The organism is Micromonospora sp. CPCC 206060, assembly GCF_036906895.1.
In the GTDB taxonomy this organism is placed as follows: domain Bacteria; phylum Actinomycetota; class Actinomycetes; order Mycobacteriales; family Micromonosporaceae; genus Micromonospora.
The window spans coordinates 371,313-397,417 of sequence record NZ_JBAKHU010000001.1; the positions used below are offsets into that span (position 1 = coordinate 371,313).

General features: G+C 72.3%; 21 protein-coding genes. 1 reads left to right on the forward strand and 20 read right to left on the reverse strand.

Annotation, left to right across the window (positions count from 1 at the left end; genetic code table 11):
- Positions 1 to 71: 71 nt before the first annotated feature.
- The 20 genes from V6U90_RS01670 to dnaG form a co-directional block, all read right to left on the reverse strand.
- Positions 72 to 2,918, reverse strand: a complete 2,847-nt coding sequence (locus tag V6U90_RS01670) for a PQQ-dependent sugar dehydrogenase (RefSeq protein WP_334430728.1) — start codon at positions 2,916 to 2,918, stop codon at positions 72 to 74.
- 301 nt (positions 2,919 to 3,219) lie between these two features.
- The gene (locus V6U90_RS01675; RefSeq protein ID WP_334430729.1) at positions 3,220 to 4,287 is read right to left on the reverse strand and encodes a polyprenyl synthetase family protein; all 1,068 of its coding nucleotides are present in this window, start codon (positions 4,285 to 4,287) and stop codon (positions 3,220 to 3,222) included.
- Entirely contained in the window at positions 4,284 to 5,774 is a 1,491-nt protein-coding gene (locus V6U90_RS01680) for an alkaline phosphatase family protein (protein ID WP_334430730.1), read from the reverse strand. Before V6U90_RS01680 ends, V6U90_RS01675 begins: the two co-directional genes overlap by 4 nt.
- A complete protein-coding gene (gene eboE / locus V6U90_RS01685) occupies positions 5,771 to 6,961 on the reverse strand; it encodes a metabolite traffic protein EboE (RefSeq protein WP_334430731.1) in 1,191 nt (396 codons plus the stop codon). The genes V6U90_RS01680 and eboE overlap by 4 nt, the downstream gene beginning before the upstream one ends.
- Positions 6,961 to 7,812 carry a TatD family hydrolase gene (locus tag V6U90_RS01690; protein ID WP_334430732.1) on the reverse strand — a complete coding sequence of 284 codons (852 nt, stop codon included), beginning with the start codon at positions 7,810 to 7,812 and terminating at the stop codon, positions 6,961 to 6,963. Before V6U90_RS01690 ends, eboE begins: the two co-directional genes overlap by 1 nt.
- 1 nt (position 7,813) lies before the next feature.
- The gene (locus tag V6U90_RS01695; RefSeq protein ID WP_334430733.1) at positions 7,814 to 8,458 is read right to left on the reverse strand and encodes an EboA domain-containing protein; all 645 of its coding nucleotides are present in this window, start codon (positions 8,456 to 8,458) and stop codon (positions 7,814 to 7,816) included.
- Between the two features lie 38 nt (positions 8,459 to 8,496).
- On the reverse strand, positions 8,497 to 9,381 hold the full coding sequence (locus V6U90_RS01700) for a sugar phosphate isomerase/epimerase family protein (RefSeq protein ID WP_334430734.1): 885 nt from the start codon (positions 9,379 to 9,381) through the stop codon (positions 8,497 to 8,499).
- Complete coding sequence (locus V6U90_RS01705; protein ID WP_334430735.1) at positions 9,378 to 10,277, reverse strand: SCO3242 family prenyltransferase; 900 nt, start codon at positions 10,275 to 10,277, stop codon at positions 9,378 to 9,380. The genes V6U90_RS01700 and V6U90_RS01705 overlap by 4 nt, the downstream gene beginning before the upstream one ends.
- Positions 10,261 to 11,451 carry an inositol-3-phosphate synthase gene (locus V6U90_RS01710; RefSeq protein WP_334430736.1) on the reverse strand — a complete coding sequence of 397 codons (1,191 nt, stop codon included), beginning with the start codon at positions 11,449 to 11,451 and terminating at the stop codon, positions 10,261 to 10,263. Before V6U90_RS01710 ends, V6U90_RS01705 begins: the two co-directional genes overlap by 17 nt.
- A gap of 446 nt (positions 11,452 to 11,897) precedes the next feature.
- Positions 11,898 to 13,115 (reverse strand): Gfo/Idh/MocA family protein, encoded by a 1,218-nt coding sequence (locus V6U90_RS01715; protein WP_334430737.1) that lies wholly within the window; start codon positions 13,113 to 13,115, stop codon positions 11,898 to 11,900.
- Positions 13,116 to 13,135: 20 nt separating this feature from the next.
- A complete protein-coding gene (locus V6U90_RS01720) occupies positions 13,136 to 14,191 on the reverse strand; it encodes a substrate-binding domain-containing protein (protein WP_334430738.1) in 1,056 nt (351 codons plus the stop codon).
- Between the two features lie 98 nt (positions 14,192 to 14,289).
- Positions 14,290 to 15,414 (reverse strand): ABC transporter permease, encoded by a 1,125-nt coding sequence (locus tag V6U90_RS01725; protein ID WP_334430739.1) that lies wholly within the window; start codon positions 15,412 to 15,414, stop codon positions 14,290 to 14,292.
- A 392-nt stretch (positions 15,415 to 15,806) separates the two neighbouring features.
- Positions 15,807 to 17,357: a sugar ABC transporter ATP-binding protein gene (locus V6U90_RS01730; protein ID WP_334430740.1), complete on the reverse strand. Its 1,551-nt coding sequence runs from the start codon at positions 17,355 to 17,357 to the stop codon at positions 15,807 to 15,809.
- Complete coding sequence (locus V6U90_RS01735; protein WP_334430741.1) at positions 17,354 to 18,532, reverse strand: ROK family protein; 1,179 nt, start codon at positions 18,530 to 18,532, stop codon at positions 17,354 to 17,356. Before V6U90_RS01735 ends, V6U90_RS01730 begins: the two co-directional genes overlap by 4 nt.
- Positions 18,533 to 18,699: 167 nt before the next feature.
- Positions 18,700 to 19,743: a YihY/virulence factor BrkB family protein gene (locus tag V6U90_RS01740; protein ID WP_334430742.1), complete on the reverse strand. Its 1,044-nt coding sequence runs from the start codon at positions 19,741 to 19,743 to the stop codon at positions 18,700 to 18,702.
- A 72-nt stretch (positions 19,744 to 19,815) separates the two neighbouring features.
- Positions 19,816 to 20,625, reverse strand: a complete 810-nt coding sequence (locus V6U90_RS01745) for an ABC transporter permease (RefSeq protein ID WP_334430743.1) — start codon at positions 20,623 to 20,625, stop codon at positions 19,816 to 19,818.
- Between the two features lie 8 nt (positions 20,626 to 20,633).
- Entirely contained in the window at positions 20,634 to 21,431 is a 798-nt protein-coding gene (locus V6U90_RS01750) for an ABC transporter permease (RefSeq protein WP_334430744.1), read from the reverse strand.
- Positions 21,431 to 22,363, reverse strand: coding sequence for an ABC transporter ATP-binding protein (locus tag V6U90_RS01755; protein WP_334430745.1), 933 nt, complete (start codon positions 22,361 to 22,363; stop codon positions 21,431 to 21,433). The genes V6U90_RS01750 and V6U90_RS01755 overlap by 1 nt, the downstream gene beginning before the upstream one ends.
- A gap of 337 nt (positions 22,364 to 22,700) precedes the next feature.
- Positions 22,701 to 23,234, reverse strand: a complete 534-nt coding sequence (locus V6U90_RS01760; protein WP_334430867.1) for a hypothetical protein — start codon at positions 23,232 to 23,234, stop codon at positions 22,701 to 22,703.
- Positions 23,235 to 23,236: 2 nt separating this feature from the next.
- Positions 23,237 to 25,123: a DNA primase gene (gene dnaG / locus V6U90_RS01765; protein WP_334430746.1), complete on the reverse strand. Its 1,887-nt coding sequence runs from the start codon at positions 25,121 to 25,123 to the stop codon at positions 23,237 to 23,239.
- A gap of 180 nt (positions 25,124 to 25,303) precedes the next feature.
- Between dnaG and V6U90_RS01770 the strand changes: the two genes are divergently transcribed.
- Positions 25,304 to 26,053 carry a hypothetical protein gene (locus V6U90_RS01770; protein ID WP_334430747.1) on the forward strand — a complete coding sequence of 250 codons (750 nt, stop codon included), beginning with the start codon at positions 25,304 to 25,306 and terminating at the stop codon, positions 26,051 to 26,053.
- Positions 26,054 to 26,105: the final 52 nt, after the last annotated feature.

The window sequence follows — 26,105 nt, forward strand, 5'->3', positions numbered from 1 at the left end:
GTGCTCTCCCTATCGGTTAGGAAGGGCCCCTTCCTCTACCAAAAGCGATAAGCGGGGGCCCTTCCTTGCACTCACTGGGGCAGGGTCCACTTCTGGTTGGCGCCGGTGTGGCAGGTCCACAGGTGCACCGGGGTGCTGTCGGTGGAGGTGTTGCCGGAGACGTCGAGGCACTTGCCGGACTGCGGGTTGCGGACCGTGCCGTCCGGCTGGGCGGACCAGTTCTGCGCCCCGGTGCCGTTGCAGGTCCAGAGCTGGATCTTCGTGCCGTCGGCGGTACCGGCCCCGGAGACGTCCAGGCACTTGCCGAGCGCCTTGACCGTGCTGTTCGGGGTGACCGTCCAGGTCTGCGCGGCGGTGCCGTTGCAGGTGTAGATCTGCACCTGGGTGCCGTCGGCGGTGGCCCCGCCCCGGACGTCGAGGCACTTGCCGCCGAGCCCGACGATCGGGCCGGTGCCGCCGGCCGCCGTGGTGTTCAGGGTGAACGCGTCGATGTCGTAGAGCGCCCCGGTCCCACCGGCGAAGGTCAGGTAGAGCGTGGTGGTGCCGGCCGGGGCGCCGGAGACGGTACCGGTGACCGTGGTGAACACGTCCCAGCCGCCGGTGACCGGTACGGTCGCCGAGCCGAGCACGGTGCCGGTGGCCGAGCCGGCCCGGATCTGGAGGGTGCCGCCCGCTCCGGCCGAGGAGACCCGGGCGGTGAACGAGGAGACGTTGTTCAGCCGGTACGGCTGGAACGCGATCCAGTCGCCGTTGTCGATGCTGCCGACGGTCTTGCCGCCCTCGGCGGTGGCCTTGTCGTGGGTGGCGATCCCCGACGAGGTCCGGAAGTGCTCGGCCTGCCGGTGCCTCGGTTGCAGGGTGTGCTGGGTGTGCGTGGTCAGCCCACCCGCGTCGGTGTACTCGGCGTCGAAGATGGCAAAGATGTTCGCCGCGTCGTCGTGCTCGCCGTCGACCGGGATGGTGATCGATCCGGAACAGCCGTTCTTCGAGGTGATCTGGTGGCCGTGCTGGTCGTGGCCGAGAACGTAGGTCATCTTGACCCGGGCACAGTCGATCGTGCCGTCCTCCGGGTCGGTGACGGTGACGCTGAACGGCACGGTGTCACCGAAGGCGAAGAGCTGACCGTTGCCAGGGCTGTTCACGGTCACCGTGGGCGCGGTGTTGCCGACGCTGATCACCACGCTGGCACTGCCGGTGGCGCCCTGCGGGTCGCGGACGGTCAGGGTGGCGGTGTACGTGCCGTTGGTGCTGTAGGTCTTCGTCGGGTTGGCGGCGGTGGAACTGGTGCCGTCGCCGAAGGCCCACGAGTAGGTCAGCGCCCCGCCCTCCGGGTCGGTGGAGCCGGCCGAGGAGAAGGTCACCGCGAGCGGGGCCGGGCCGGAGGTCCGGTTCGCGCTGGCCACCGCGGTCGGTGCCCGGTTGCCGCCGCCGATGTACTCGAAGCGGTAGAGGGCGGAGTTGGCGTCCCCGTTGAAGTAACCGGTGCCGTAGTCGAGCACGTAGTACGCCCCGTCCGGGCCGAACGCCGAGTCCATCACCTGCTTGCCGGTCCACGGGAAGCTGTCGATGGTGCCGGGCGAGCCGTCGGCGTTGACGTGGATCGGCTTGATCCAGCCCCGGCCGAACTCGGTGGCGAAGAACTGCCCGTCGAAGGACTGCGGGAACTTCACCGGCGAGGTCGACGACGCGTTGTACCGGTAGACCGGGCCGCCCATCGGCGACTCGGAGCCGCCGCCGAACTCCGGCGGGCTGCCGGCGTCCCCGGCGTAGCGGATCCAGGACTGCCGGGCCCCGGGCAGCGTGGTCAGGCCGGTGTTGCGGAACGAGTTGTTGGTCGGTCCGCCGGTGCAGTTGAACTTCGGCCCGGTGCTGTTGGTGGCGAAGTCCCACTCGTTGTAGGTCTCGGTGCTGGTGTTGGTGCCGGTGCAGTACGGCCAGCCGTAGTTGCCGGGGCTGGTGACCCGGTTGAACTCGACCTGCCCGCTGGGGCCCCGGTTGGCGTTGGTGGTGCCGGCGTCCGGCCCGTAGTCGCCGACGTAGACGATGCCGGTGGCCCGGTCCACGCTCATCCGGAACGGGTTGCGGAAGCCCATCGCGTAGATCTCCGGGCGGGTCCGGGCGGTACCCGGGGCGAACAGGTTGCCGGCCGGGATCGAGTACGACCCGTCGGCGTTCACCCGGATCCGCAGGATCTTGCCGCGCAGGTCGTTGGTGTTGGCCGCGCTGCGCTGGGCGTCGTACGCCGGGTTGCGGTTGGTCCGCTCGTCGATCGGGGCGTAGCCGGCGGAGTCGAACGGGTTGGTGTCGTCGCCGGTGGAGAGGTAGAGGTTCCCGGCGGCGTCGAAGTCGATGTCCCCGCCGACGTGGCAGCACATCCCCCGGTCGGCCGGTACGTCGAGCACGTCGACCCGGCTGGCCTGGTTGAGCGTGAAGTCGGCGTTCAGGGTGAACCGGGAGAGCCGGTTGACGCCCCGCCAGGCGGAGAAGTCGGTGCCGGTGGCCGGCGCGTCCCCGGCGGGGGTGGACAGCGGCGGCGCGTAGTAGAGGTAGACGTGCCGGTTGCTGGCGAAGTTCGGGTCCACCCCGACGCCCTGCAACCCCTCCTCATCGTGGGTGTAGACCGCGAGGGTGCCGATGACGGCCGTGGTGCCGGCCGCGTCGGTACGGCGCAGCGTGCCGTTACGGGCGGTGTGCAGCACCGAGCGGTCCGGCAGGATCGCCAGCGACATCGGTTCGCCCATCTCGGCGACGCCCCGGGCGAGTTCGACCTGCTGGAAGTCGGTGGCGTTGATCGGGTGGGCCCGGGCGGGGGCCGGCGGGCCGAGCGCGGTGGTGAGGCCCGCCGCGACCAGCAGCAGGGCGGCGCTGACGGCCGTACCCCGGCGGGGGCGGGTGGGTCCACTGTGCCTGAGTTGCATGTCGGTGCAATCCCTTCCTGGAAGTGACTGCCAGGCCGGGCGCGCGCCGTCGCGCCGGATGCCGTAGCGGGATCATGCCGGCCCGCCGGGTGCCGTCCCCGGACAGGACCGTGACCGTCGGGCTGGGCCGGACCGCGCCCGGTGGCCACCAGTCGGTGGACCGAGCGCGCCGCCGGTTCACCTCGACGAAACACGTTCGTGTTGGGGACGACACTAATTTGTTAAGTTGAATGTGTCTATACTTCTGCCGACCGTGGACCAACTTTTGCTCAGTCGGAGAAAAGTGGCGACACACCTGGCGTCACACCTGGCGGTGGACCGCCTCGGTGGCCAACCGGGTGAGGGCAACCCGGGCCGGGTCGATCAGCGGGGCAACGTCGAGCGCGGCCAGGGCGGCGTCGGTACGTACCGTGATCATCTGCTCGATCCGCTCCAGCGCCCCGGTCGCCACGATGATCTCGCGCAGCTCGGCCGCCCCGTCCACGTCCAGGTCCGGCCGGCCGAACAGCGCCCGGATCCGCTGCGCCTGGGCCCGGTCGGCCCGGTCCCGGGCCAGCGCCATCATCACCGTTCGCTTCCCCTCCCGCAGGTCGTCCAGATCCGACTTGCCGGTGACCGACGGGTCGCCGAACACCCCGAGCACGTCGTCGCGCAACTGGAACGCGTCCCCGAGCGGGTCGCCGAAGGCCGCCAGCGCCACCAGCAGCTCCGGGTCGGCGCCGGCGAGTGCGGCACCGATCTGCAACGGGCGGGTCACCGTGTACCGGGCCGCCTTCATCCGGATCACCGTCAACGCGCTGGCCACCGACCCGTCCCCCACCCCGGAGACCAGGTCGAGGTACTGCCCGGCGATCACCTCGGTACGCATGGTGGAGAACACCTCGTACCCCCGGTACACCTGCTCGGTGTCCAGACCGCACTCGTGGAACATCTGGTCCGACCAGGCTGCGCAGAGGTCCCCGCAGAGCAGCGCGGTGCTGCGGCCGTACGCCACCGGGTCACCCCGCCAGGACGACCGGGCGTGCAGGTCGGCGAAGAGCCGGTGCACCGACGGCTCGCCCCGGCGCCGGTCACTGCCGTCCATGATGTCGTCGTGGATCAGGGCGAAGGCGTGGAACAGCTCCAGCGCCGCCGATGCGGCCACGATCTCGGGACCGTCGGTCCCGCCCGCCCCGCGCCAGCCCCAGTAGCAGAACAGCGGACGCAGCCGCTTACCGCCGGCCAGCACGAACCGGTGCAGCGTGGTGAAGACGCCCCGGGGCGCCCCGTCCGGCCAGGCCGGATCCTGCCGGTCGAGGAACGCCACGAGCTGCGCGTCGAACCGGTCCCGCAGGCTCGCCGCGTCGGTCGGCGTGGTGGTCACCGTCATGGCCGCACCCCGGCCAGCGCCAGCAGCAGCGACTTCACCCCGGTCGCGGCGATCCGGTGGCCGCTGCCGGTGCCCGGTCCGGCAGCGTCAACCGGACCGGCGGTGTCAACCGGACCGGCGGTGTCAACCGGACCGGCGGTGTCAACCGGACCGGCGGTGTCAACGAGCCCGGTCGCCGGCTCCGAGCAGAGCAGCACCGGACCGTCGGCCGGGTCGGCCGGCAGCCGGCCGTGCGACCCGCGTACCGCCGCCGCCCCGGCGTCCAGCCCGACCACGCTCATCAGGTACCGCATGCCGAGCTTCTTGCGGGCCAGGGCGACCGCCGCCCGCCGCTTGGCCGCGCCCGGGGCGGCCGGGTCGAAGAAGAGTTCCGCCGGGTCGTACCCGGGCTTGCGGTGGATCTCCACCAGCCGCGCGAAGTCGGGCGCGCGGGCGTCGTCCAGCCAGTAGTAGTAGGTGAACCAGGCGTCCGGTTCCGCCACCAGGACCAGCTCGCCGGAGCGCGAATGGTCCAGCCCGTGCGCCGCCTTGCCCGCCTCGTCGAGTACCTCGGCCACGCCGGGCAGCCCGGCGCAGAGCTTCGCCACGACCGGCACGTCGGCCGGATCCCGGACGTAGACGTGGGCCACCTGGTGGTCGGCGACGGCGAACGCCCGGGACGTCCACGGGTCCAGGTACTCCATGCCGTCCTGGGTGTGGACCCGCAGCAGCCCCTCGGCGCGCAGCAGCCGGTTCACGTCGACCGGCCGGGACACCCCGGTGATGCCGTACTCGGACAGCGCCACGATCGCCGCGTCCCGGGCCCGCGCCGCGTCGAGCAGCGGGCCGAGCACGTCGTCCAGGGCCCGGGCGGCAGCCGCCGTCCGGGGATCCGCCGGGCCGTACCGTTGCAGGTCGTAGTCGAGGTGCGGCAGGTAGACCAGGGTCAGGTCCGGGTCATGGTCGGCCATGATCTGCTCGGCGGCGCGGGCGATCCAGGCCGAGGAGGGCAGCCCGGCACCCGGCCCCCAGTAGGTGAACAGCGGAAACCCGCCAAGCCGGTCGGTGAGCTGGTCGTGCAGCTCCGGCGGATCGGTGTAGCAGTCCGGCTCCTTACGCCCGTCGGCGTAGTAGATCGGACGCGGGGTCACCGTCCAGTTCACGTCCGCGCCCATGGCGTACCACCAGCAGACGTTGGCCACCGTGTAGTCGGGGCGGACCCGGCGCACCGCCTGCCAGACCTTCTCCCCGCCCATCAGCGCGTGGTGCTGCCGCCACAGCAGCACCTCGCCCAGGTCCCGGAAGTACCAGCCGTTGCCGACGATGCCGTGTCCACTGGGCAGTTCCCCGGTGAGGAAGGTGGCCTGCGCGGAGCAGGTCGCCGCCGGCAGCACGGTACCGAGTTCGGCGGTGAAGCCGGCCCTGGCGACCGCCCGCAGCCGGGGCATGTGCGCCAGCAGGCGGGGGGTCAGCCCCACCACGTCGAGGACCACCAGGGGCCGGGTCATGCCGCCTCCACTGTCCGGACCGCCGTCAGGCCGAGGGCGGTCAGCTCGTCGCGGGCGAAGGTCAGCTCGGCGGCGATCCCGTCGGCCAGCTCCGCGTCGTCGGTCGGGCGCCGCGCCGCCGGCAGCACCCCCCAGGTGTACGTCTCGACGTCCAGGTGGTCGCAGCCGGCGACCGGTCCGGCGAAGAGTTCGGTCAACGCGGTACGCAGCACCGGTACCGTCGAGTCCAGCGGCGGCTCGGGCGGTGCGTGCAGCGGTACGTGGTAGTGCACCCGCCACGCCCCGGGCAGCCCGGCACGCAGGGCGGCGTCCAGGTCGTCGGCGGCGTACGCCGGGTCGGCCGGGTCCACCTGTCCGGCGCAGCCGGCCGCCCTGGTCTGGTGCAGGAAGCGCGGTTCGACGTACCGGCCCAGTGCATCGGCTGCGGCAACCGGGTCGGCGACCGCGATCGCGGCGGAGACCTGCACCTTGACCACCGGCAGCCCGGCACTGCGCAGCCGGGTCAGCGCGTCGGCCGGTTCCTCCCAGGCGCAGGCGAGATGGGCCAGGTCCAGGCAGATGCCGAGCCGCTCGGTGTCCATCCCGGACAGCAGTAGGGCAGCCTGGGTGCTGCTCTCCACCACGCATCCGGGCTCCGGTTCGAAGCCCACCCGGATCCGCCGGCCGGTGCGCCGCTCCCGCTCGGCCAGACCGGTGGCCAGCGCGTCGAGGCGCCGGGCGGCGGCCTCGGCGCTGCTGCGGTCCCACGGGGTACGCCAGGCCAGCGGCAGGGTGGAGATCGAGCCCCGGGCCGCGTCGTCGGGCAGCAGATCGGTCAGGACCGTGGCCAGGTCCAGGGTGTAGGCGAGACGGTCGGCGGTGGTCCAGTCCGGGTGGTACACGTCGCCCTTGACCACCGGGGCCTGGAAGGCGCGGTACGGGAAGCCGTTGAGGGTGACCACCTCCAGCCCGCGCGCGTCCAGCTCGGCCCGCAGCCGGAGCCGGGCGGCCGGGTCGGCGGCCAGCGCGGCGGCCACCGGGGCGGCCAGCCAGAGCCCGAGCCCGAGCAGGTCGGCGCCGAGCCGCTGGCGCACCGGCAGCGCGTACGTGTCGAGCTGGGCGAGGATGCCGGTCAGGTCCTCGGCCGGGTGGACGTTGGTGCAGTAGCCGAGGTGGACCGTCTCGCCGCTACCGTGCCGGAGCCGCATCAGTTGCCGCCGCGCAGGATCGAGTTGCCCTCGAAGGTGGCGTCGGCGTCATCCAGGTCGGCCAGGTCGAGCCGGCCGGACTGGCCGTAGAACTCGACCGGGTTGCGCCAGAGCACCCGGTCCACGTCGTCGGCGGTGAAGCCGGCGAGCAGCATCGCCTCGCCGGTGGCCCGGGTCAGCAGCGGGTCGGAGCGCCCCCAGTCGGCGGCCGAGTTGACCAGCATCCGTTCGGTGCCGTACCGCCTGAGCAGTTCGACCATCCGGTCCGGGGACATCTTGGTGTCCGGGTAGATCGAGAAGCCCAGCCAGCAGCCGGAGTCCCGGACCAGCTCCACGGTCACCTCGTTGAGGTGGTCGACGGCCACCCGGCCTGGGTCGATTCCGGACTCGGCCACCACGGCGAGGGTCCGTTCGGTGCCGCGCGCCTTGTCCCGGTGCGGGGTGTGCACCAGCGCCGGCAGTTCGTGTGCCACCGCCAGGGCCAGCTGGGCGGCGAAGACCTCGTCCTCCTCCGGGGTCATCGAGTCGTACCCGATCTCGCCGACCGCGACCACGCCGTCCTTCTCCAGGTAGCGGGGCAGCAGGTCGAGCACCGGCCGGCAGCGCGGGTCGTTGGCCTCCTTCGGGTTCAGGGCGATGGTGGCGTGGTGCCGGATGCCGAACTGGCCGGCCCGGAACGGCTCCCAGCCGAGCAGCGAGTCGAAGTAGTCGGCGAAGGTGTCCGGGCTGGTCCTCGGCTGGCCGAGCCAGAAGGCCGGTTCGACCAGGGCCCGTACCCCGGCGGCGGCCATCCGCTCGTAGTCGTCGGTGGTGCGTGAGGTCATGTGGATGTGCGGGTCGAAGATGCGCATGTCAGCCCTCCTGGGTGGCGCTCAGCCGGCTGAGCAGCTCGGTGGCGTCGTCGGGCATGGCCCGGCCGGCGGCGGTACGCTCGGCGGCCAGCCCGGCGAGCATGGTGGCCAGTTCGGCGTCGGCCCGGTCGTCGAGGCCGTCCACCACGTACAACGGCACGCCCATGAAGACGCACTTGAGCACGCCCTGCCGCCAGGCCGGCTGGTCGAGGTACCGGCGGGCGTAGGGGCCGAGCGCGGCGGCGACCAGTCGGGTGTCGTTGGTGCGGATCGCGTCGTGCAGCAGCGGCACCCCGGCCGGGCCGACGTCGAGCAGCGGGAGTGCCCTGAGCACCGCCCGCTTCTCCGCCGCGTCGCCGTACCGGTAGAGGGTGTCGGTGTGCCCGGCGTGGTCGGCGGGGAGCGCGGCGAGCAGCAGCGCGCGGGCCGCCTCGTCGGCGGTCCAGCCGGGCGCGTCGGGCAGCGGGTCCCGGCCGCAGCGGCGGCCGGCGGCGGCGAAGCACCGCGGGACCGTCGCCGGTTCGGCCGCGACGCGGTGCAGCGCGTCGGCCAGCCACTGCGGATCGGGTACGCCGTGCAGCGCGGCCCGCAGCCGGTCGACCTCCGCCGTCCGGGTGGTTTCCGTCGTCCGGTTCTCGGGTGCCATTCCTACCTCCTTCTGCGGTGCCAGCGGCTCCACTCCGGCTAACCAGGTGGTCCGGTCCCCGCACCGGCCGCCCCGGCGGCGGCGCGCAGGAAGCGGAGCGACCGGGCGGCCACCGCCGGAGCGGCGTGCGAGTGCCGGGGCAGTTCGACGGCGACCAGCCCCCGGTAGCCGGCGTCGGCGAGAGCCCGCAGCACCGGCGGGAAGTCGATCTCGCCCTGGCCGAACTCCAGGTGCTCGTGCACGCCCCGGCGCATGTCGTCGATCTGCACGTTGACCAGGTGCCCGGCCACCGAGGCCACGCAGGCGGGCACCGGCTGCGGCTCCAGGCACCGGCAGTGCCCGATGTCCAGGGTGATGCCGAGGGCCGGCGGGGCACCGAGCGCCGCGTGCAGCCGGCGCCAGCCGGCGATGTCCTCGACGAGCATGCCGGGCTCCGGCTCGAACCCGAGCGGCACACCGGCCGCGTCGGCCGCCGCGACCACCTCGGCGCAGCCGGCGACCAACCGGTCCCAGGCCACCACCGGGTCGACGGTCGCCGGGCGTACCCCGGCCCAGCAGGAGACCGCCTCGGCGCCCAGGTCCGCGCCGATCGCCACCGCCCGGCGCAGGAAGTCGACCCGCCGGGACGGGTCGTCGTGCAGCAACGTCGGTGCGTGCTTGTGCCACGGGTCGAGCAGGTACCGGGCGCCGGTCTCGATCACCACAGCCAGCCCGAGGGCGGCCACGCGACGGGCCACCCCGGCCACCCGGGCGGCGAGCCCGGGGGCGAACGGGTCGAGGTGGTCGTGGTCGAGGGTGAGCGCGACCCCCTGGTAGCCGAGGTCGGCCAGGACCGCGAGCGCGTCGGTCAACCGGTGGTTGGCGAACCCGTTGGTGCCGTAACCGAACCGCAGCTGCTCCGCGGCCACCGCCGGGCCGGTCATGTCGGAGTGATCTTCCGGGCGAGCAGACGGCCCAGCGGGGTGACGGCCGCCACCGCCAGCCCGAGCGGTCCGGCACCGGCCGCGGCGGTCAGCGCCCCCTGGAGTACCGGCAGTCCGGTGATCCCGGCACCGACCGCCGCCCGGACCCGGGGTGCGGCCGGGTCCGTGAGCACCCGGACCTGGGCCGCGCCGTAGCGGATGGCGTACCAGATGGCCAGGGCGGCGGGCAGCGCGGCGGCGACGCGGGCCGGTGCGCTCCGGGTACCCCCGACGGATCCGGCGAACCGACCCGGGCGGGCCGCGACCGCACCGGCCGCGACCAGGGCGGTGCCGGCCAGCGTGGCGGCCGGCAGGGCGGGCCGGGCCCCGGTGACCTCGCGGCGGGACAGCGCGGTCACCGTCACGGTGTGCGCGGCAACCGTCAGCGCCGCCGGCAACGCCCGCCGCCGACGGCCGCCGCTCGCCCCGAGCAGCACGTCCAGCCCCCGGCAGGCGGCCATCACCACCGGCCCGGCGGCGGTGTTCTTCGCCGTGAGGTCGTACCCCCAGATCGTGGCGGCCAGCGGGCCGGCCACGGCGAGCGCCCGACGGCCACCGGCGTACCCGGCCAGGGCCAGCCCGGCCGTGGTGAGCCCGGCGGCCAGCCCGAACGCGGCGGCCGGGCTGACCCGCCCGCTGGGGATCGGCCGCTCCGGTCGCTCGGTGGCGTCCAGCTTCCGGTCCGCCCAGTCGTTGGCGGCCATACCGGCCCAGTAGAGCAGCACCGACGCCCCGGCCAGGGCAGGCGTCCGGCGGTCCAGGGTGCCGGCCGCCGCCGCGCCGGCCAGCACGTCCCCGGGTACGGAGAGCGCGGCCGGCGCCCGGACCAGTTCGGCCAGGTCAGTCAGAGAGGCCATCGCCTGCTCCCGTTCCGTCGTCGGTGGGCGACCCGGCGGCGACGTGCAGCCCGGCGACGAAGTCCCGCAGCACGCTCCACTGCTCGCCCAGCGAGCCCGGTGTTCCGCCGAGCGGATCCTTGAAGAAGAAGGCCAGCTCGGCGAGCGGTCCGGACCGGCCGGCGGCGTGCGCGGCGGCGGTGAGCCGGGCCAGGTCGAGCACGAGCGGGGCGGCCAGCGCCGAGTCGCAGCCGTGCCAGGTGAACTCCATCCGCATCCGGGTACCGAGGAAACCGGAGAAGTTGATCAGATCCCAGGCGGTCTTGAAGTCGCCGATCTCCTCGACGTACTCGATCCGGGTGTGCCCCTGGGGCAGGTAGCCCAGCGTCTCCCCGAGCACCCGCTGCTTGCTGGCGGTCTTCGCGGCGTTCGCCGCCGGCTCGGCCAGGTTCGCACCGTCGCCGCCGCCGAGCAGGTTCAGCCCGGACCAGGAGCGCACCCGCAGGTGCCGCATCGCGAACATCGGCGCGAGCACCGACTTGACCAGGGTCTCCCCGGTCTTGCCGTCGTGCCCGGCGTACGGCAGGCCGCGCTCGGCGGCCAACCCGACCAGAGCCGGCAGCCGGGCCCCGGTCGACGGGGTGAAGTCCACGTAGGGGCAACCGGCGGTGAACGCCGCGTACGCGTACAGCGAGCTGGGCGGCAGGACCGGATCGTCGCCGGTCAGCGCGGTCCGTAGCGCGGTCAGGTCGGCGTGTGCGGGGTGGTCCGGTGGGGCGGGTTCGGTGGCCGCCACGTTCATCACCACCACCCGGTCCAACCGGTGCCGGTCGGCGAACCGGGTCAGGTCGGCGGCGACCGCCTCGGCCTGCCGGTGCTGCCGGTCACCGGTCGGTGCGGGCCGGATCTCCTCCTCCACCGCGCCCAGCCCGTCGGCGAGTGCGGCCACCAAATGGGCGGGGACCACCCCGGCGTCGGCCAGTTCCTCGGCCCGCTTGGTCAGCGCGGTACCGACGATGTCGTGCCCGCCGAAGACGAGGTCGTCGACGGCCGGCAGGGCGGGCCCGCGCAGTTCCGGCAGCTCGGTCACGCAGCCGGTCGGCTCGGCCAGACCGGCTCGCAGGGCCAGCGCCCCGATCACGCTGGTGGTCGCCACGGAGCCCCGTGCCCCCACCAGCCAGACACCCGTACGCATAACTGCTCCTTCACGCGAGGCGACCGGAAGGGCACCTCGCCCACCCGACCGGCCCGGGAGTTCACCCGACCAACGACGATGTCGGCGGCATCGGCGCTGGTCGGATCCGGACCGGTACGGGCGGGCGGGGCTGGTAGGCAGGGTCGGTCGGCGTCTCGACCCTGCCTCCCCCGCTGCCCTTCCTGGGCTGGGCCGGCCGGTACCGCCGACCGTCGGTGCGACCGGGGAATCCCGGTCCGGTCACCCCGGACGGCCGGTGGCACCGGCTCGTGCGCCACCGGTCGGTGGCACACACCCACCGGTCGACCTCGTTCCGGCCACGGGGCGCAACCGCAGCCGGACCCTCGCCGGTCGATCGGGGAGCTTGTCGGGCGGTACCCGCAGGTGCCGGGTACCGCAGCGGAACGGGAGGTGGATGTACCGGTGGAGCCGGTGTCCCGGTTTGGTCAGGCGGCGACCGGGGCCAGCGCGGGCTCCACGCCGGTCCACGACGAGCTGTGTTCCGCCGAGCGTTCCACCGCGTCCAGCACGAGCTGGACCTGCAACGCGTCGGCGAAGGACGGGGTCGGGTCGGCGCCGGTGGCGACCGCCGTGAGGAAGTCGCGCATCTCGTGGGTGAAGGAGTGCTCGTAGCCGATGATGTGCCCCGGCGGCCACCAGGCGGACATGTACGGGTGGTCGCCCTCGGTGACCAGGATCCGGCTGAACCCCTGCTCGGGGCCGGGCCGGGTGGCGTCGTAGAACTCCAGTTCGTTGAGCCGCTCCAGGTCGAAGACCAGCGAGCCGAGGGACCCGTTGATCTCGACCCGCAGGGCGTTCTTGCGCCCGGTGGCGAACCGGCTCGCCTCGTACGTCGCCAGGGCGCCGCCGTCGAGCCGGGCCACGAAGACCGCCGCGTCGTCCACCGTCACCTGCCCGGTGGCGTGCGGCCCGTCGGCGGTGCCGTCGACGGTGGCGGCCAGGCCGGCGGAGTCGGCCGGCAGCGGGCGTTCCTTGACGAAGGTCTCGGTCACCGCGCTGACCCCGGTGATCCGCTGCCCGGAGACGAACTGGGTGAGGTCGATGATGTGCGCACCGATGTCACCGAGCGCTCCGGAACCCGCCCTGTCCTTCTGCAACCGCCAGACCAGCGGGAACTGCGGGTCCACGATCCAGTCCTGGAGGTAGACCGCCCGGACGTGCCGGATCACCCCGAGCCGGCCGGCGGCGACCAGGTCGCGCATCATGGTGACGGCCGGTACCCGGCGGTAGTTGAACCCGCACATGGACCGTACCCCCGTCGCCTGGGCGCGGGCCGCTGCGGCGACCATCTCCCGGGCCTCGCCGACGTTGTTCGCCAGGGGCTTCTCGCACAGCACGTGCTTGCCGGCGGCGAGCGCCGCGATGGCGATCTCGGCGTGGCTGTCGCCCGGTGTGCAGATGTCGACCACGTCGATGTCGTCCGCGTTGACCAGTTCCCGCCAGTCGGTGGTGTACGAGTCCCAGCCGAGCCGGTCGGCGGCCTCGGCCACCTTCCCGGCGTCCCGGCCGCAGATCCGTGCCATCCGGGCCCGTACCGGTAGGTCGTAGACACGGTTCACGGTCCGCCACGCCTGTGAGTGCGCGGCGCCCATGAACGCGTAGCCGACCATCCCGATCCGCAGCTCGCTATCTACAGTGGACAAGGTGGGTCTCCCCCCGTGTATCAGAACCCGAGCTTGAGGTAGTTGCTCGCGTTCTCCTTGGTGATGGTCTCCGAGGCCAGGACGATCTCCTTCGGTACCTGGAGCTCCACCAGATCGGACATGCCCCGGCCCTGCCCGATCAGCCGGGCCAGCGAGATCGCCGACGAGGCCATCGACGGGCTGTAGGTCACGGTGGCCTTGAGCACCGTGTTGTCCGCCTGGATGTCCTCCATCGCCTTCTTGGAGCCAGCCCCGCCGACCATGAAGAACTCCTTGCGGTTGGCCTGGTTGACCGCCGCGAGGACGCCGATGCCCTGGTCGTCGTCGTGGTTCCAGATCGCGTCGATCTTCGGCAGCGCCTGGAGGAGCTGCGCGGCGGCCTGCTGGCCGGAGTCGGCGGTGAACTCGGCGGGACGCCGGTTGGCGACCTTGAACCCGGCGGCGGCGAGCGTGTCGGCGAAGCCCTTGGAGCGTTCCTGGGTCAGCTCCAGCGAGTCGATACCGGGGATCTCCCCGATGATCGGGCTGCTCACGCCCTTGGCCTTGAACTGCTCGATCATGTACGTCGCCGCGGAGACGCCCATGCCGTAGTTGTCGCCCTTGATCTGGAGCCGGTACGCCCGCGCGTCCGGGAACGCCCGGTCCAGGTTGACCACCGGGATGCCGGCCTGCATGGCCTCCAGGCCGAAGGCGTTCAGCTCCTTGCCGTCGTGCGGCAGCAGCACGATGACGTCGGGCTTCTGGGAGATCAGCGTGGACAGCGCCGCGCGCTGGGCCGCCGCGTCGGCGCCGGCCTCGACCGACTTGAACTCCACGTCGGAGTACGCCCCGGCCTGCGCCTTGGCGTTGTTGGTGATCGCGGCGATCCAGCCGTGGTCGGCGGCGGGGGCGGAGAAACCGATGGTGACCCGCTTGCCGGGGGTGGCGGCACTGCCGGCGGGGTCGGCGGCCTTGGTCTGCGCCTGGGTGGGATTGGCCTCGTTGCTGGTGCAGGCGGTGAGCAGAGCACCGGCGCCGAGCGCGGCGGTGCCGAACAGCAACCGACGGCGCGACAGGTCGCGACTGTGCTGGGTCATGACGACCTCCTGGTATCGGGGGTGGTGAGGGGTGGAGGAGGGTGCACGGGGCCGGGCGGACGTCGCAGGAGCCGACGTCGCCTGGGGAGTTGCGGTGCTCAGGCCTTGGCGGTGGGCCGGTTACGGCCGAGGAACCGGGTGAGGGTGCCGAACTGGAACTGCTGGATCAGGACGGCGGCCACGATGATCCCGCCCTTGACCATGTTCTGCGCCTCGGTGGAGAGGCCGTTGATGGCGAAGAGGTTGGTGATGGTGGAGAAGATGATCACGCCGAGCAGCGAGCCGATGATGGTGCCCCGGCCGCCGCTGAGCAGCGTGCCGCCGATGATCGCGGCGGCGATCGCGTCGAGTTCGTAGAGGTTGGCCATCGCCGCCTGGGCCGAGGTGGCCTGGGCGGTGAGCATGATCGCGGCGATGCCGCAGCAGAGCCCGGAGAGGGCGTAGAGCAGGACGGTGTGCCGTTTGACGTTGATCCCGGCGAGCCGGGCCGCCTCGGGGTTGCCGCCGACCGCGACGGTACGCCGGCCGAAGGTGGTCCGGTTGAGCAGTACCCAGCCGGCGGCGACCACGATGGCGAGGATGTAGACCAGCAGCGGGATGCCGAGCAGCTTGGCGGCGGCGATGTCGTTGATGGTGGTGCTGTTGGAGACCTGGGTCTGCTTGTCGGAGATCTCCGCGGCCAGGCCCCGGGCCGCGACCATCATCGCCAGGGTGGCGATGAAGGGCACCAGCCGGCCGTACGAGATGAGCACCCCGTTGACCAGGCCGACCCCGATCCCGACCGCCAGGGCGGTGAAGATCATGCCGCCGGCACCGAAGCTCTGGGTGGCCAGGGTGGTGCACCAGACCCCGGCCAGGGCGACGATCGCGCCGACCGAGAGGTCGATGCCACCGCCGATGATCACGAAGGTCATCCCGACGGTGACCACGCCGACCACGGAGGCCAGCTTGAGGATGGTCAGGACGTTCTCCCAGACCCAGCGGGAGTCTCCGTAGAGGTCGGGGCGGGTGGCCATGCCGATCAGGATCAGCACCACCAGCACGCCGATCAGCCCGAGGTTGCGCCGGGCCCCCTCCCCGGCGTCCCCCCGCCACCAGGAGAGGCGGCCGGGCCGGGTGGGGCCGTGGGCAGCCGCCCCGTGCCCGGTCGGTTCGGCCGGCGGTGCCGGGGTCGGCAGGTCCGTTGTCGGGCGCGGCGCGTCCGCAGTGGGGGTCGCACTCATGCGTACCGTCCTTCACAAGTGTCTGGGGGCCACGCGGGTGCGTCGGTCGCGCTCATCAGATACCTTCCGTGGATACCCCCGCCTTCAGGCGGGGAGGAAACGGATCGCCTGCGGAGCAGGACAGGGAAAGCCAGTTCGCCGCCAAGGCGAACAGGCGTCAGGTGCCTGCGGCGCGCGACTGAACAGGTGTGCTAATCTCCGTGTGCCTGGCCGGTGACAACCAAGCCGGTCGGGCCTACCGCCGGGCTGGCGGAAAGTGACGTCTGTGGAGACTGTGTAAGACCGATGGGCGGTACACCGTCCCTCGCCGGTATTCCGGATCGGCTGCGGTCGGTGAAGCAGAAAGCTCAACCCGCGAGGGTTGAATCCCCCTGCTTCAGCTCGGGAAGATGTCAAGCGGGCGCTCCTTCCATGAGGGACCCCGCCATGACGAGGTCGAGCACGGTGTCTTCGTCAAGCTCGCCGGCCGGCGCCGCGCGGACCACGTGGCCCTCCCGCATCACCAGGACCCGGTCGGCCAGGCCGAGCACCTCGGGGACCTCGCTGGAGACCAGCAGCACCCCGACACCCCGGGCGGCCAGCGCCCGGATCACCTGGTACAGCTCTGCCCGGGCGCCCACGTCGACACCCCGGGTCGGTTCGTCGAGCAGCAGCAGCCGGGTGTCGCCGAGCAACCAGCGACCGACCACCACCTTCTGCTGGTTGCCGCCGGAGAGGGTGCGCACCGGCCGGCGGACGTCCCGGGGGCGCAGTTCCAGGGTCTCGGCGATCCGGTCCGCCTCGGCCAGTTCCCGGCCGGTGCGGGTGAAGCCGAACCGGGCGTACCGGCTGAAGGTGGCGAGCGTGACGTTGCGGTAGATCGGTTCGCCGAGCAGCAGGGCCTGGCTCTTGCGTTCCTCCGGGGCCATGCCCAGGCCGGCCCGGACGGCGGCGCCGACGCTGCCGGGGCGCAGGGTGCGCCCGGGGAGCCGGACCGTGCCCCGGTGTGCCCGCCGGGCACCGAAGATCGTCTCCAGCAGTTCGGACCGGCCGGAGCCGACCAGCCCGGCGATGCCGACGATCTCCCCGGCCCGGACGGTGAGCGAGACGTCGGCGAACTCGCCGTCCCGGCTCAGCCCGTCCACCCGGAGCAGTTCGGTCGACTCGGCCGGGGCGGCGGGGCGGTCCGGGAAGACGTACTCGATGGACCGGCCGGTCATCCGGCTGACCAGGTCCCGGGTGGGGGTGGTGCGGGCCGGCAGGTTGGCGGCGGTGGTCCGGCCGTCCTTGAGGACGGTGACCCGGTCACCGATCTCGCGGATCTCCTCCATCCGGTGCGAGATGTAGATGACCGCGATGCCCTGCGCGGTCAACTCCCGGATGATCCGGAACAGGTTGCCGACCTCGTCGTGGGCCAGCACCGCGCTCGGCTCGTCCATGATGATCAGGCGGGCGTCGTGGGAGAGTGCGCGCGCCATGCTGACGATCTGCTTGCCGGCGGCGGGCAGCGCCCGCACCATGCGGCCCGGCGGGATCTCCGGGTGACCGAGCCGGCCCAGGATGTCCCGGGCACGCCGGGCGATCTGGCCACGCCGGACGAAGCCGAGCCGGCGGGGTTCGTGCCCGAGGAAGGCGTTCTCCGCCACCGACAGGTCCTCGACCAGGTCGAGTTCCTGGTAGATGGTGGCGATGCCGGCGCGCATCGCGGCCTGCGGGTTGGCGAAGGCGACCGGCGAGCCGAGCCATTCGACCTGCCCCGAGTCCGGGCGGTGGGCGCCGGAGAGCACCTTGATCAGGGTGGACTTGCCGGCGCCGTTCTGGCCGAGCAGGCAGTGCACCTCGCCGGCCCGGACCTCCAGTTGCACACCGTCCAGGGCCCGTACCCCGGGGAAGGTCTTCACCACGTCGGTCAGCCGGAGCACGACCTCGCCGGTACCGGATCCGGTCGTTGCATCGGTGGTCATGACGCCTCCCCGAAGGCCACGTCGCTGGCGAGTACGGCGGCACCGGCGACGCCGGCCCGCGGTCCCAGCTCGGAGAGGACCACCGGAAGGTTGCCGGTGGCCAGCGGCAGGGAGCGGCGGTAGACGACGCTGCGGATCTCGGCGAGCAGGACGTGGCCGAGCTGGGCCAGCCCGCCGCCGATCACGATCATCGACGGGTTGACGAAGCTGACCAGCCCGGCGAGGACCTCACCGACCCGACGGCCGCCGTCGCGGATCAACCGGATGCAGGTGATGTCCCCCTCGACGGCACCCTCGGCGACGTCGCGGGCGGAGAGGTCGCCCCGGGCCGCGAGCCGCTCGGCCAGCGCCGGCGAGGCGCCGCTGCGGGCGGCGGCCAGGGCGTCCCGGGCCAGGGCGGCACCGCTGAACCGGGCCTCCAGGCAGCCGACGTTGCCGCACGAGCAGACCGGCCCGTGCCCGTCCACCTGGATGTGGCCGATGTCCCCGGCGCAGCCGTCGGTACCCCGGTAGACCTCACCGGCGAGGTGGATGCCGCAGCCGATCCCGGTGCCGATCTTGACGAAGAGGAAGTCGTCCACCGAGTGGGACACCCCGCCGTGCCGCTCACCGATCGCCATGATGTTGACGTCGTTGTCGACCACCGCGGGGCAGCCGTGCTCGCGGGTGAGCAGCTCGCGTACCGGGAAGCGATCCCACCCGGGCATGATCGGCGGGGAGACCGGCACCCCGTCCCGGAAGCTGACCGGCCCCGGCACGCCGATCCCGACCGCGGCCAGCCGCTCGTACGCGCCGTCGGCCCGGGCCTTGTGCAGCAGCTCGTTGACCCGGTGCAGGATCACCTTGGGGCCGGACCGGATGTCGGCGGCCTCGGCGTAGGCGGCTACCGGTTCGAGGCGGCCGTTGACCACCTCGACGTCGATCGAGCTGGCGCCCAGGTCGACCGCGGCGAACCGCAGCTCGGGGTTCAGCTCGACGAGCGTGGAGCGGCGGCCGCCCCGGGAGGCGGCCAGCCCGGCCTCGGCCACGTAGCCGAGGCCGACCAGGCGGTCCAGCTCGGCCAGCAGACGCGGCCGGGGGATCTCCAGCCGGTCGGCGAGCTCGGCTCGGGACACCGCACCGTGGTCGCGCAGCAGACGCAGCAACCGCAGGTGCAGTGGTTCGGCCGTACGCACCGGAACCTCACCTCCGCTTCGGACTCCTGACACACCGGCGAAACATCGGTGTGTTGTGTCCGACACAGTAGGAGGCTTACGTACCACGTGTCTAGAGCTTCGGCCGATTCAGCGCCAACTTTTGTCAGAACTAGCAAAAGATGTGTTTGAGCCGAAGGATCGGCTGACTACCTCGCGTCGCGACCGTGCTGTTTGCGTAGTTTGCGGTCGTCACGCAACGGGACGTAGGGCTCCTCGTCGGCGGGGTGCCCGGCGGAGATGGCCCGGCCCCGCTCCAGCTCGGCGTCCAGCTCGGCACCGAGCAGGATCGCGATGTTGCTCAACCAGAGCCAGACCAGAAAGATGATCACGCCGGCCAGCGCGCCGTACGTCTTGTTGTACGAGCCGAAGAAGCTGACGTAGAGGGCGAACAGCCCGGAGACCACCAGCCAGATCAGTACCGCGACCACGCCACCGGGGCTGACCCAGCGGAATCCGCCGTGCCGGGCGTTCGGCGAGGCCCAGTAGAGGATGGCGAACATCAGGCTGACCAGCAGCAGCAGGACCGGCCACTTGACGTACTCCCAGACCGTCACCGCCGTGGAGCCGATGCCGATGGCGCCACCGACCTCCTCGGCGAGTCGACCGGTGAAGACCACGATCACCGCACTGGCCAGCAGCAGCACGCCGATCACGGCGGTCACCCCGATCCGGATCGGCAGGGTCTTCCAGATCGGCCGTCCCTCCGGCACGTCGTAGATGCTGTTCGAGGCGCGCATGAACGCGGCGATGTACCCGGACGACGACCAGAAAGCCGCGAGCAGACCGAGGATCGCGACCAGCCCGGCGGTGCCGCCGCTCTGCTGCGCCTGGGCGATCGCCCCCTCGATGATCTGCCGGATGTTCTCCTGCGGTACGACATCGTTGATGGTCCCCTTCACCCCCTCGGTGGCCTGCGGGCCGAGCAGGCCGAGCAGGGAGACCAGCACCAGCAGACCGGGGAAGATGGAGAGCACCCCGTAGTAGGTGAGCGCGGCGGCCCAATCGGTCAGGCTGTCCTCCCGGAACTCCCGGACCGTCCGCCGCAACGCCGCCTGCCAGGACGCCCCGGACAGGTCGGTCGGGCTGACCGGACCCGCGTCCGGACCCGGCGGACGTTCCCCCCGGTCGGGGTCACGGTCGAAGCCCCGGTCGTCGTTCCTCCGGTGGTCGGCGGGCTGTTCGGTGGCCATCGGCGGCGCTCCTCGCAGATCGGGTACCCGTCCCCTATGCCCCGGGCTGGCGCACCGGTAACCAGCCCGGGGTCAGCGGCACAGCAGCCGCCCCATCCGCCGACCGGCGACGACCAGCCCGAACGCCGTCACGGCGAGCAGGTAGAGCACGTCGAGCAGCAGCGACCAGTCACCGGTGCCGGTGGTGATCCCCCTGGTCAGGTCCACCGCCCGGTACAGCGGGGTCACCTCGACCAGCCAGCGCAGTACCGCCGGGTACGCCTCGGCCGGCACGAAGGTGCCGGAGAAGAGGAAGAGGGTGAACTGGGCGAAGCCCACCAGGTCGAAATCCTGCCAGCTACGCATGTAGGTGGCTGCCGCCATGCCCAGGGCGCCGAAGGCGAACCCGATCAGCACGGCCGCCGGGAAGGCGGCGAGCGCCCGCGCGGGCGTGGTCAGGGCCATCGCCACCATCACCCCGAGGAAGGCGGCCGAGTAGAGCACCCCCCGGGCCATCGCCCAGCCCAGCTCACCGAGGGCGATCTCGAACGGCTGCACCGGGGTGGCCAGCACCCCGTCGTACAGCTTCATGAACTTCATCTTGGAGAAGAAGTTGAAGGTCGTCTCCGCCAGCGCACCGGACATCGCCGACGCCGCCAGCATCGCCGGGGCCACGAAAGCGGCGTACGACACCGTCCCGCCGCCGGGCAGCGTCAGGTCACCGATCAGCGCGCCGACCCCGACGCCGATGGAGAGCAGATAGAGCACCGGCTCCAGGAAGCCGGAGATCAGCACCACCCAGTACGACGACCGCAGCGTGGCGATGTTGCGTTCGGTCACCGAGGCCGAACGGCGGGCCACGGCGGTCAGGCCGACCAGCCGGGGCAGGACTGCGCCAACCACGGTCCCTCCTAGAAGACGAGCCGACGGCGGAACCGGGCGTGGGCCAGCCAGCAGCCGACCAGCGCCCAGGCGGTGAGATAGAGCAGGTGGCCGGGGAGGGACCAGGCCGGGGCGGCACCGAGCGCGGCGGCCCGGGACAGGTCGACCGCATGCCACAGCGGCGAGAGGTACGCCAGCAGGCGCAGCGCCATCGGCAGCGACTCCACCGGGAAGAACACCCCGGCGAAGAGGGTCATCGGTATCACCCCGAGGCGCATCAGCAGCGCCAGGTAGTTGTCACTGGAGATCGACGCGGCGAAGGCGAAGACCGGTGCCGCGACCGCCAGCCCGAGCAGCAGCATCAGCGGCAGCGTGGCCAGCGCCCAGAGCGAGTGCAGGATACCGCCGACCGCCGCGACGGCAAGGAAGACCACGCTGCTGATCAGCACCCGGACCAGCACGTACGCCAGGTGACCGCCGAGGATGTCGGCCACCCGCAGCGGCGCGGCGGCCTGCCCGCCGTAGATCCGGACCCACTCGAAGTTGCCCAGCACCGGCCAGGTCGACTCGGCCACCGCCACCTGGAGGGCGGTGGAGGCGATCAGGCCCGGTACCAGGTAGTCGAGGTAGGGCACCCCGTCCACGCCACCGTCGACGTACGCGCCGACACCCAACCCGAAGCCGACCACGGTAAGCAGCGGCAGCAGGAACGACGACAGCACGCTGCCCCGCCAGACCCGGCGGTACCCGATCAGGTGGTACTCCAGTACCGCCAACGCCGGCGCCAGACCGGCCGGACGCCGCCGCGCCCCGTCCACGACGTCCATCAGTCCACCAGGGTCCGGCCGGTGAGGTGCAGGAACACGTCCTCCAGGCCGCTGCGCCGGACCAGCACGCTGGCCGGGGCGAGAGCCCGGCTGTGCACCTGGGCCACCGCCGCGTCCCCGTCGGCGACGTAGAGCAGGATCCGGTCCGGCAGCACCTCGACCCGTTCACCGATCCCGTCGAGCTTGCCGGCGACGTCCTGCTGCGAGTCGACGACGAAGCGCAGCTCGACCACCTCGCGGGTGGAGTACCGGTCGATCAGCTCCCGGGGCGACCCCTCGGCGACGATCCGGCCGCCGTCCATCACCACGAGGCGGTCGCAGAGCTGCTCCGCCTCGTCCATGTAGTGCGTGGTGAGCACCAGGGTCACGCCCTGCCGCTTGAGCCGGAACAGCCGTTCCCAGACCAGGTGGCGGGCCTGCGGGTCCAGTCCGGTGGTCGGCTCGTCGAGCAGCACGATGTCCGGGGAGTTGACCAGGGCGCGGGCGATGGTCAATCGGCGCTTCATCCCGCCGGAGAGCGGCTCGACCTTACTGCCGGCCCGCTCGGTGAGCTGGACGAAGTCGAGCAGCTCGGCGGCCCGCTGGGCGGCGACCCGGCGCGGGATGCCGAAGTAGCGCGCATAGGTGGTCAAATTCTCCCGCACGGTCAGTTCGGGATCGAGGTTGTCGAGCTGGGGGCAGACCCCGAGGCGGGCCCGGATCGCTGGCCCGTCCCGGCGCGGGTCCATCCCGAGGATGCGGAGCTCCCCGGCGGTCGGTGGGGAGACACACCCGATCATCCGCATGGTGGAGGACTTGCCGGCACCGTTGGGCCCGAGGAACCCGAACGCCTCCCCCGGGTGCACCTCGACATCGATGCCGTCGACCGCGGTGAAGTCGCCGAACCGCTTGACCAATCCCCGGGCGCGGATGAGTGGCTGCGCAGTGGTCACCCGCCGACCCTAGACGGCCCGGCCCGGCAGCGGGAACGGCAGGCCGCCACCAGCGGGTACCCTTTGCTCTGCTTCAATCCCGGAAACAGTCACTCACCGCTACCAGACTGCCAGCCACCGTCAACCGAGCCGGTACGCGTAACCGCAGTTCAGGAGGGTGTTTCCGATACTGAAGCAGAGCAAAGCGCGGCCAGTGGGGCCGGCACGGCAGGCGCCTGCGGCAACGGTGCGTAATGACCGGGCCTGCCCGCCCCAAGCGCCGTCACGCCGGCCCCCTACCCATTGAGGGTCATCCCGGTGCCGCCCGCTACTACCGGGGCGGCTGACCGGGCGAGGGTCAGAGGGTGTCCGCTGCCGGCGCGGTGGCGGCGCGGGCGGCGGACACCAGGGCCTCGGTGGCGGCCACCACCGCAGGCTCGTCGGTGGCGGTGCCCGGGTCGTACCGGACCGTCCAGGTCAACCCGTCGACGCCGGCCACCCGCCGGGCGACCACCCGCACTCCCCCACCGGGCACCGCGTGGTGCTCGGTGTACGCCACCGACCGGGTCAACCGGGTACGCACCTGGTGCGGCACCTGACCCGGATCGAGCAGCAGGTAGGTCTCCACCGGACAGTCGGCCGCCACCAGGTAACCGTCCCGCTCGGCGACCCGCTCGGCCGGGGTGATCGAGAGTTCCCGCCCCGACCAGACCGCCTTGTGCAGGTCGTGCCAGCCCAGCCGGTGATCTCGCCCCGGCAGCCACAGTCCGGCGTTGGTGACCACGACGACACCGTCACCGTCGGCGACCCGGGCCCAGGCGAGCACCCGCTCGTCGCGGTCCAGCGGCGGCCGGTTCGCCGCCGGGAGCTTCCGCCGGTTGAACAGTCCCATGGTCACAGCCCTCCCGCAGCCTGCTCGCGCAGCGCCCGGGCATGCTGTTCCAGGGAGAGCAGTTCCCCGAAGAGCGCGAAGTACTCGTCCTTGTTGGCCACCGGGTTGACCCGCTGGATCCGGGACTTGAGGTCCTGGATCCGGCCGGTGACCGAGCCCCACTGCAGCCGGGCCAGCGTGATGGAGACGTACCGTGGATCGGGCTCGCCGTCCAGCCGCAGCGGCTCGACGGCCAGTTCACCGACGAGCGCCCGGGCGGCGAGGTCGGCGCAGGCGTCCCGGACCGACTCGATCCAGACCGCGCCGCCGGTCGCCGCCGCCGCCCCACCGGCCTCCGCCACCGCGTCCCGGACCGCGATGTGCACCGGATGCCGGTACTCCTCGGCGGAGATCGCGTCGAACATCGGACCGGCCAGCACCGGCACCTGGAGGGCGAGCTTCAGCGCCTCCCGCTCCACCATGGACTGCGGGTTGTCCACCGCGGATGCGGCCCGGGTCGGCCGGGCCGGGGCCGCCGCCTGGCCCGAGGGGTTGCCGGCGGCGAGCACCGCCCGCTGCACCGGCTCGATCTCCATGCCCAGGTCACCGGCGAGCTTGCGGACGTACTCGGGACGCTTCTCCCGGTCCTTGATCCTGGCGACCAACGGGGCGGCCCGGCGCATGGCCTCCACCCGGCCGTCGACCGTGTCCAGGTCGAACCGGCTGATCACCTGCCGCAGCGCGAAGTCGACCAGCGGCTCCCGGCGGGCGACCAGGTCGCGGACCGCCAGGTCGCCCTTGGCCAACCGCAGCTCGCACGGATCCATGTTGTCCGGGCTGACCGCGATGAAGGTACGCCCGACGAAGCGCTGGTCCTCCTCGAAGGCCCGCAGCGCCGCCTTCTGCCCGGCCGCGTCCCCGTCGAAGGTGAAGATGATCTCGCCAGCCACCTGGTCGGTGTCCAGCAGCAGCCGGCGCAGTACGCCGATGTGGTCGGCGCCGAACGCGGTGCCACAGGTCGCCACGGCGGTCGGCACGCCGGCCAGGTGGCAGGCCATCACGTCGGTGTACCCCTCGACGATGACCGCCCGGCCCTGCTTGGCGATCTCCCGCTTGGCCTGGTCGAGGCCGTAGAGGACGTGCGACTTCTTGTAGATCGGGGTCTCGGGGGTGTTCAGGTACTTCGGACCGTCGTCGTCGTCGAAGAGCTTGCGGGCCCCGAAGCCGATCACGTCGCCGGTGAGGTCCCGGATCGGCCAGAGCAGCCGGCGCCGGAACCGGTCGATCAGGGTGCCGTTGCGCGACTCCCGGGCCAGCCCGGCGGTGACCAGTTCCTGGCCGGTGAACCCGCGCTGCCGCAGGTGCTTGGTGAGCAGGTCCCAGGCGTCCGGGGCGAACCCGCAGCCGTAGCGTTCGGCGGCGGCCCGGTCGAAGCCCCGCTGGGCGAGGAACTCCCGGGCCGGGCGGGCGCCGGGGGCGGCGAGCTGGCCGGTGTAGAACTCCACGGCGGCGGCGTGCGCGGCCACCAGCCGCTGCTTCTGGCCCTGCTGCGGCCGGGTCCGGGGGGCAGCGGAATCGGTCTCGATGTAGCGCAACTGGATGCCGGCCCGGTCGGCGAGCCGCTCCACCGATTCGACGAAGGTCAGGTGCTCGGCGTCCATCAGGAACTTGATCGCGTCCCCACCCTGCCCACACCCGTGGCAAAAGTAGACATTTCGGGCGGGCGCCACGGTGAACGAGGGGGTCTTCTCGTCGTGGAACGGGCAGAGCCCCTTGAGGTTGCCGCCACCGGCCGACTTCAGGGTCACCGTCTCGGAGATGATCTCCGCGATCGAGGTGCGCTCCCGGACCAGTGTGATGTCCTCGTCCCGGATCCGCCCAGCCATTGCGCCACCCCCTCCGGCGTACATCCTGCCCTGCCCACCCGAGCAGTAAGGAAGGGCCCCCTATTAACGTTTTCGGTAGAGGAAGGCCCCCCTGTTAACACCTGCGGATCGTGGACGGGCGCCCGGTTGCGGATCTTGGCTAGGCTCGTGGGCCGGTGCAGACCGGGGACCTCGTCGGTCGCCGCAGACCGGGGAGGGACGACCGTGGCCGATGAACCGGATGTTGCGCTCACCGTCGCACTGGCGGAGTACGAACACGTCCGCGAGGCGAGCCGGACGATCCATGACCAGTCGGTGGCACGGTTCAACTTCTTCCTCGCCGTGGCGTCGGCCGTGACCGCCGTGTCGGCCGCGCTGATCACCGCCAGCGGCCCGGGCGAGCGGGTACGCCTGGCCACGGTGGTAGGGCTGGGCGTGCTGGTACTGCTGCTCGGGGTGGCCGTGTTCGCCCGGCTCGTGGAGCTGAACGACCGGGGCCGGCGGTATGCGGTGGCCGCCACCGCGTTGCGGACCTACCTGACCCGCCGCGCCCCGGATCTGGCACCGTTCATGCTGATGCCGACGCTGGACGATCCGGGGCCGTTCGCCCCGGAACCGTTCCGCCGGCACTGGTTCCGGGACGCGGTGGGCCTGCCCGGCACCGTCGGCCTGATCAACAGCGCCGTGGTGGCGAGCGCCGCCGCGTTGGCCGTGGCGGCGTCCCGGCCGGGCTGGGTCGGCGCGCTGGTGGGCGCCGGGTTGCTCGCCGTGTCCGTGGCGGCGCACCTGACGGTGGTACGGCGGCGGGTGGCCCGCTCGGCCCGTCAGGTGGGAGTGGTGCTGGGCCGGCGCGCCCCGTTGCAGCCGGTCGGGGACATCCTCCCGCCGGGCCGCACCGCCCCAGCACCTGATGCTCCGCTGGCCGGCCGGCCAGCGAACCAGCCAACTGATGGAACCGGCCGGCCAGCGAATTAGCCGACCGACGGAACCGGCCGGCCAGCGAATTAGCCGACCGACGGAACCGGCC

Coding starts and splice junctions, on each gene's coding strand:
- V6U90_RS01670 (WP_334430728.1), bottom strand. CDS start 2,918: ATGCAACTCAGGCACAGTGGACCCACCCGCCCCCGCCGGGGTACGGCC.
- V6U90_RS01675 (WP_334430729.1), bottom strand. CDS start 4,287: ATGACGGTGACCACCACGCCGACCGACGCGGCGAGCCTGCGGGACCGG.
- V6U90_RS01680 (WP_334430730.1), bottom strand. CDS start 5,774: ATGACCCGGCCCCTGGTGGTCCTCGACGTGGTGGGGCTGACCCCCCGC.
- eboE (WP_334430731.1), bottom strand. CDS start 6,961: ATGCGGCTCCGGCACGGTAGCGGCGAGACGGTCCACCTCGGCTACTGC.
- V6U90_RS01690 (WP_334430732.1), bottom strand. CDS start 7,812: ATGCGCATCTTCGACCCGCACATCCACATGACCTCACGCACCACCGAC.
- V6U90_RS01695 (WP_334430733.1), bottom strand. CDS start 8,458: ATGGCACCCGAGAACCGGACGACGGAAACCACCCGGACGGCGGAGGTC.
- V6U90_RS01700 (WP_334430734.1), bottom strand. CDS start 9,381: ATGACCGGCCCGGCGGTGGCCGCGGAGCAGCTGCGGTTCGGTTACGGC.
- V6U90_RS01705 (WP_334430735.1), bottom strand. CDS start 10,277: ATGGCCTCTCTGACTGACCTGGCCGAACTGGTCCGGGCGCCGGCCGCG.
- V6U90_RS01710 (WP_334430736.1), bottom strand. CDS start 11,451: ATGCGTACGGGTGTCTGGCTGGTGGGGGCACGGGGCTCCGTGGCGACC.
- V6U90_RS01720 (WP_334430738.1), bottom strand. CDS start 14,191: ATGACCCAGCACAGTCGCGACCTGTCGCGCCGTCGGTTGCTGTTCGGC.
- V6U90_RS01725 (WP_334430739.1), bottom strand. CDS start 15,414: ATGAGTGCGACCCCCACTGCGGACGCGCCGCGCCCGACAACGGACCTG.
- V6U90_RS01730 (WP_334430740.1), bottom strand. CDS start 17,357: ATGACCACCGATGCAACGACCGGATCCGGTACCGGCGAGGTCGTGCTC.
- V6U90_RS01740 (WP_334430742.1), bottom strand. CDS start 19,743: ATGGCCACCGAACAGCCCGCCGACCACCGGAGGAACGACGACCGGGGC.
- V6U90_RS01750 (WP_334430744.1), bottom strand. CDS start 21,431: ATGGACGTCGTGGACGGGGCGCGGCGGCGTCCGGCCGGTCTGGCGCCG.
- V6U90_RS01760 (WP_334430867.1), bottom strand. CDS start 23,234: ATGGGACTGTTCAACCGGCGGAAGCTCCCGGCGGCGAACCGGCCGCCG.
- dnaG (WP_334430746.1), bottom strand. CDS start 25,123: ATGTACGCCGGAGGGGGTGGCGCAATGGCTGGGCGGATCCGGGACGAG.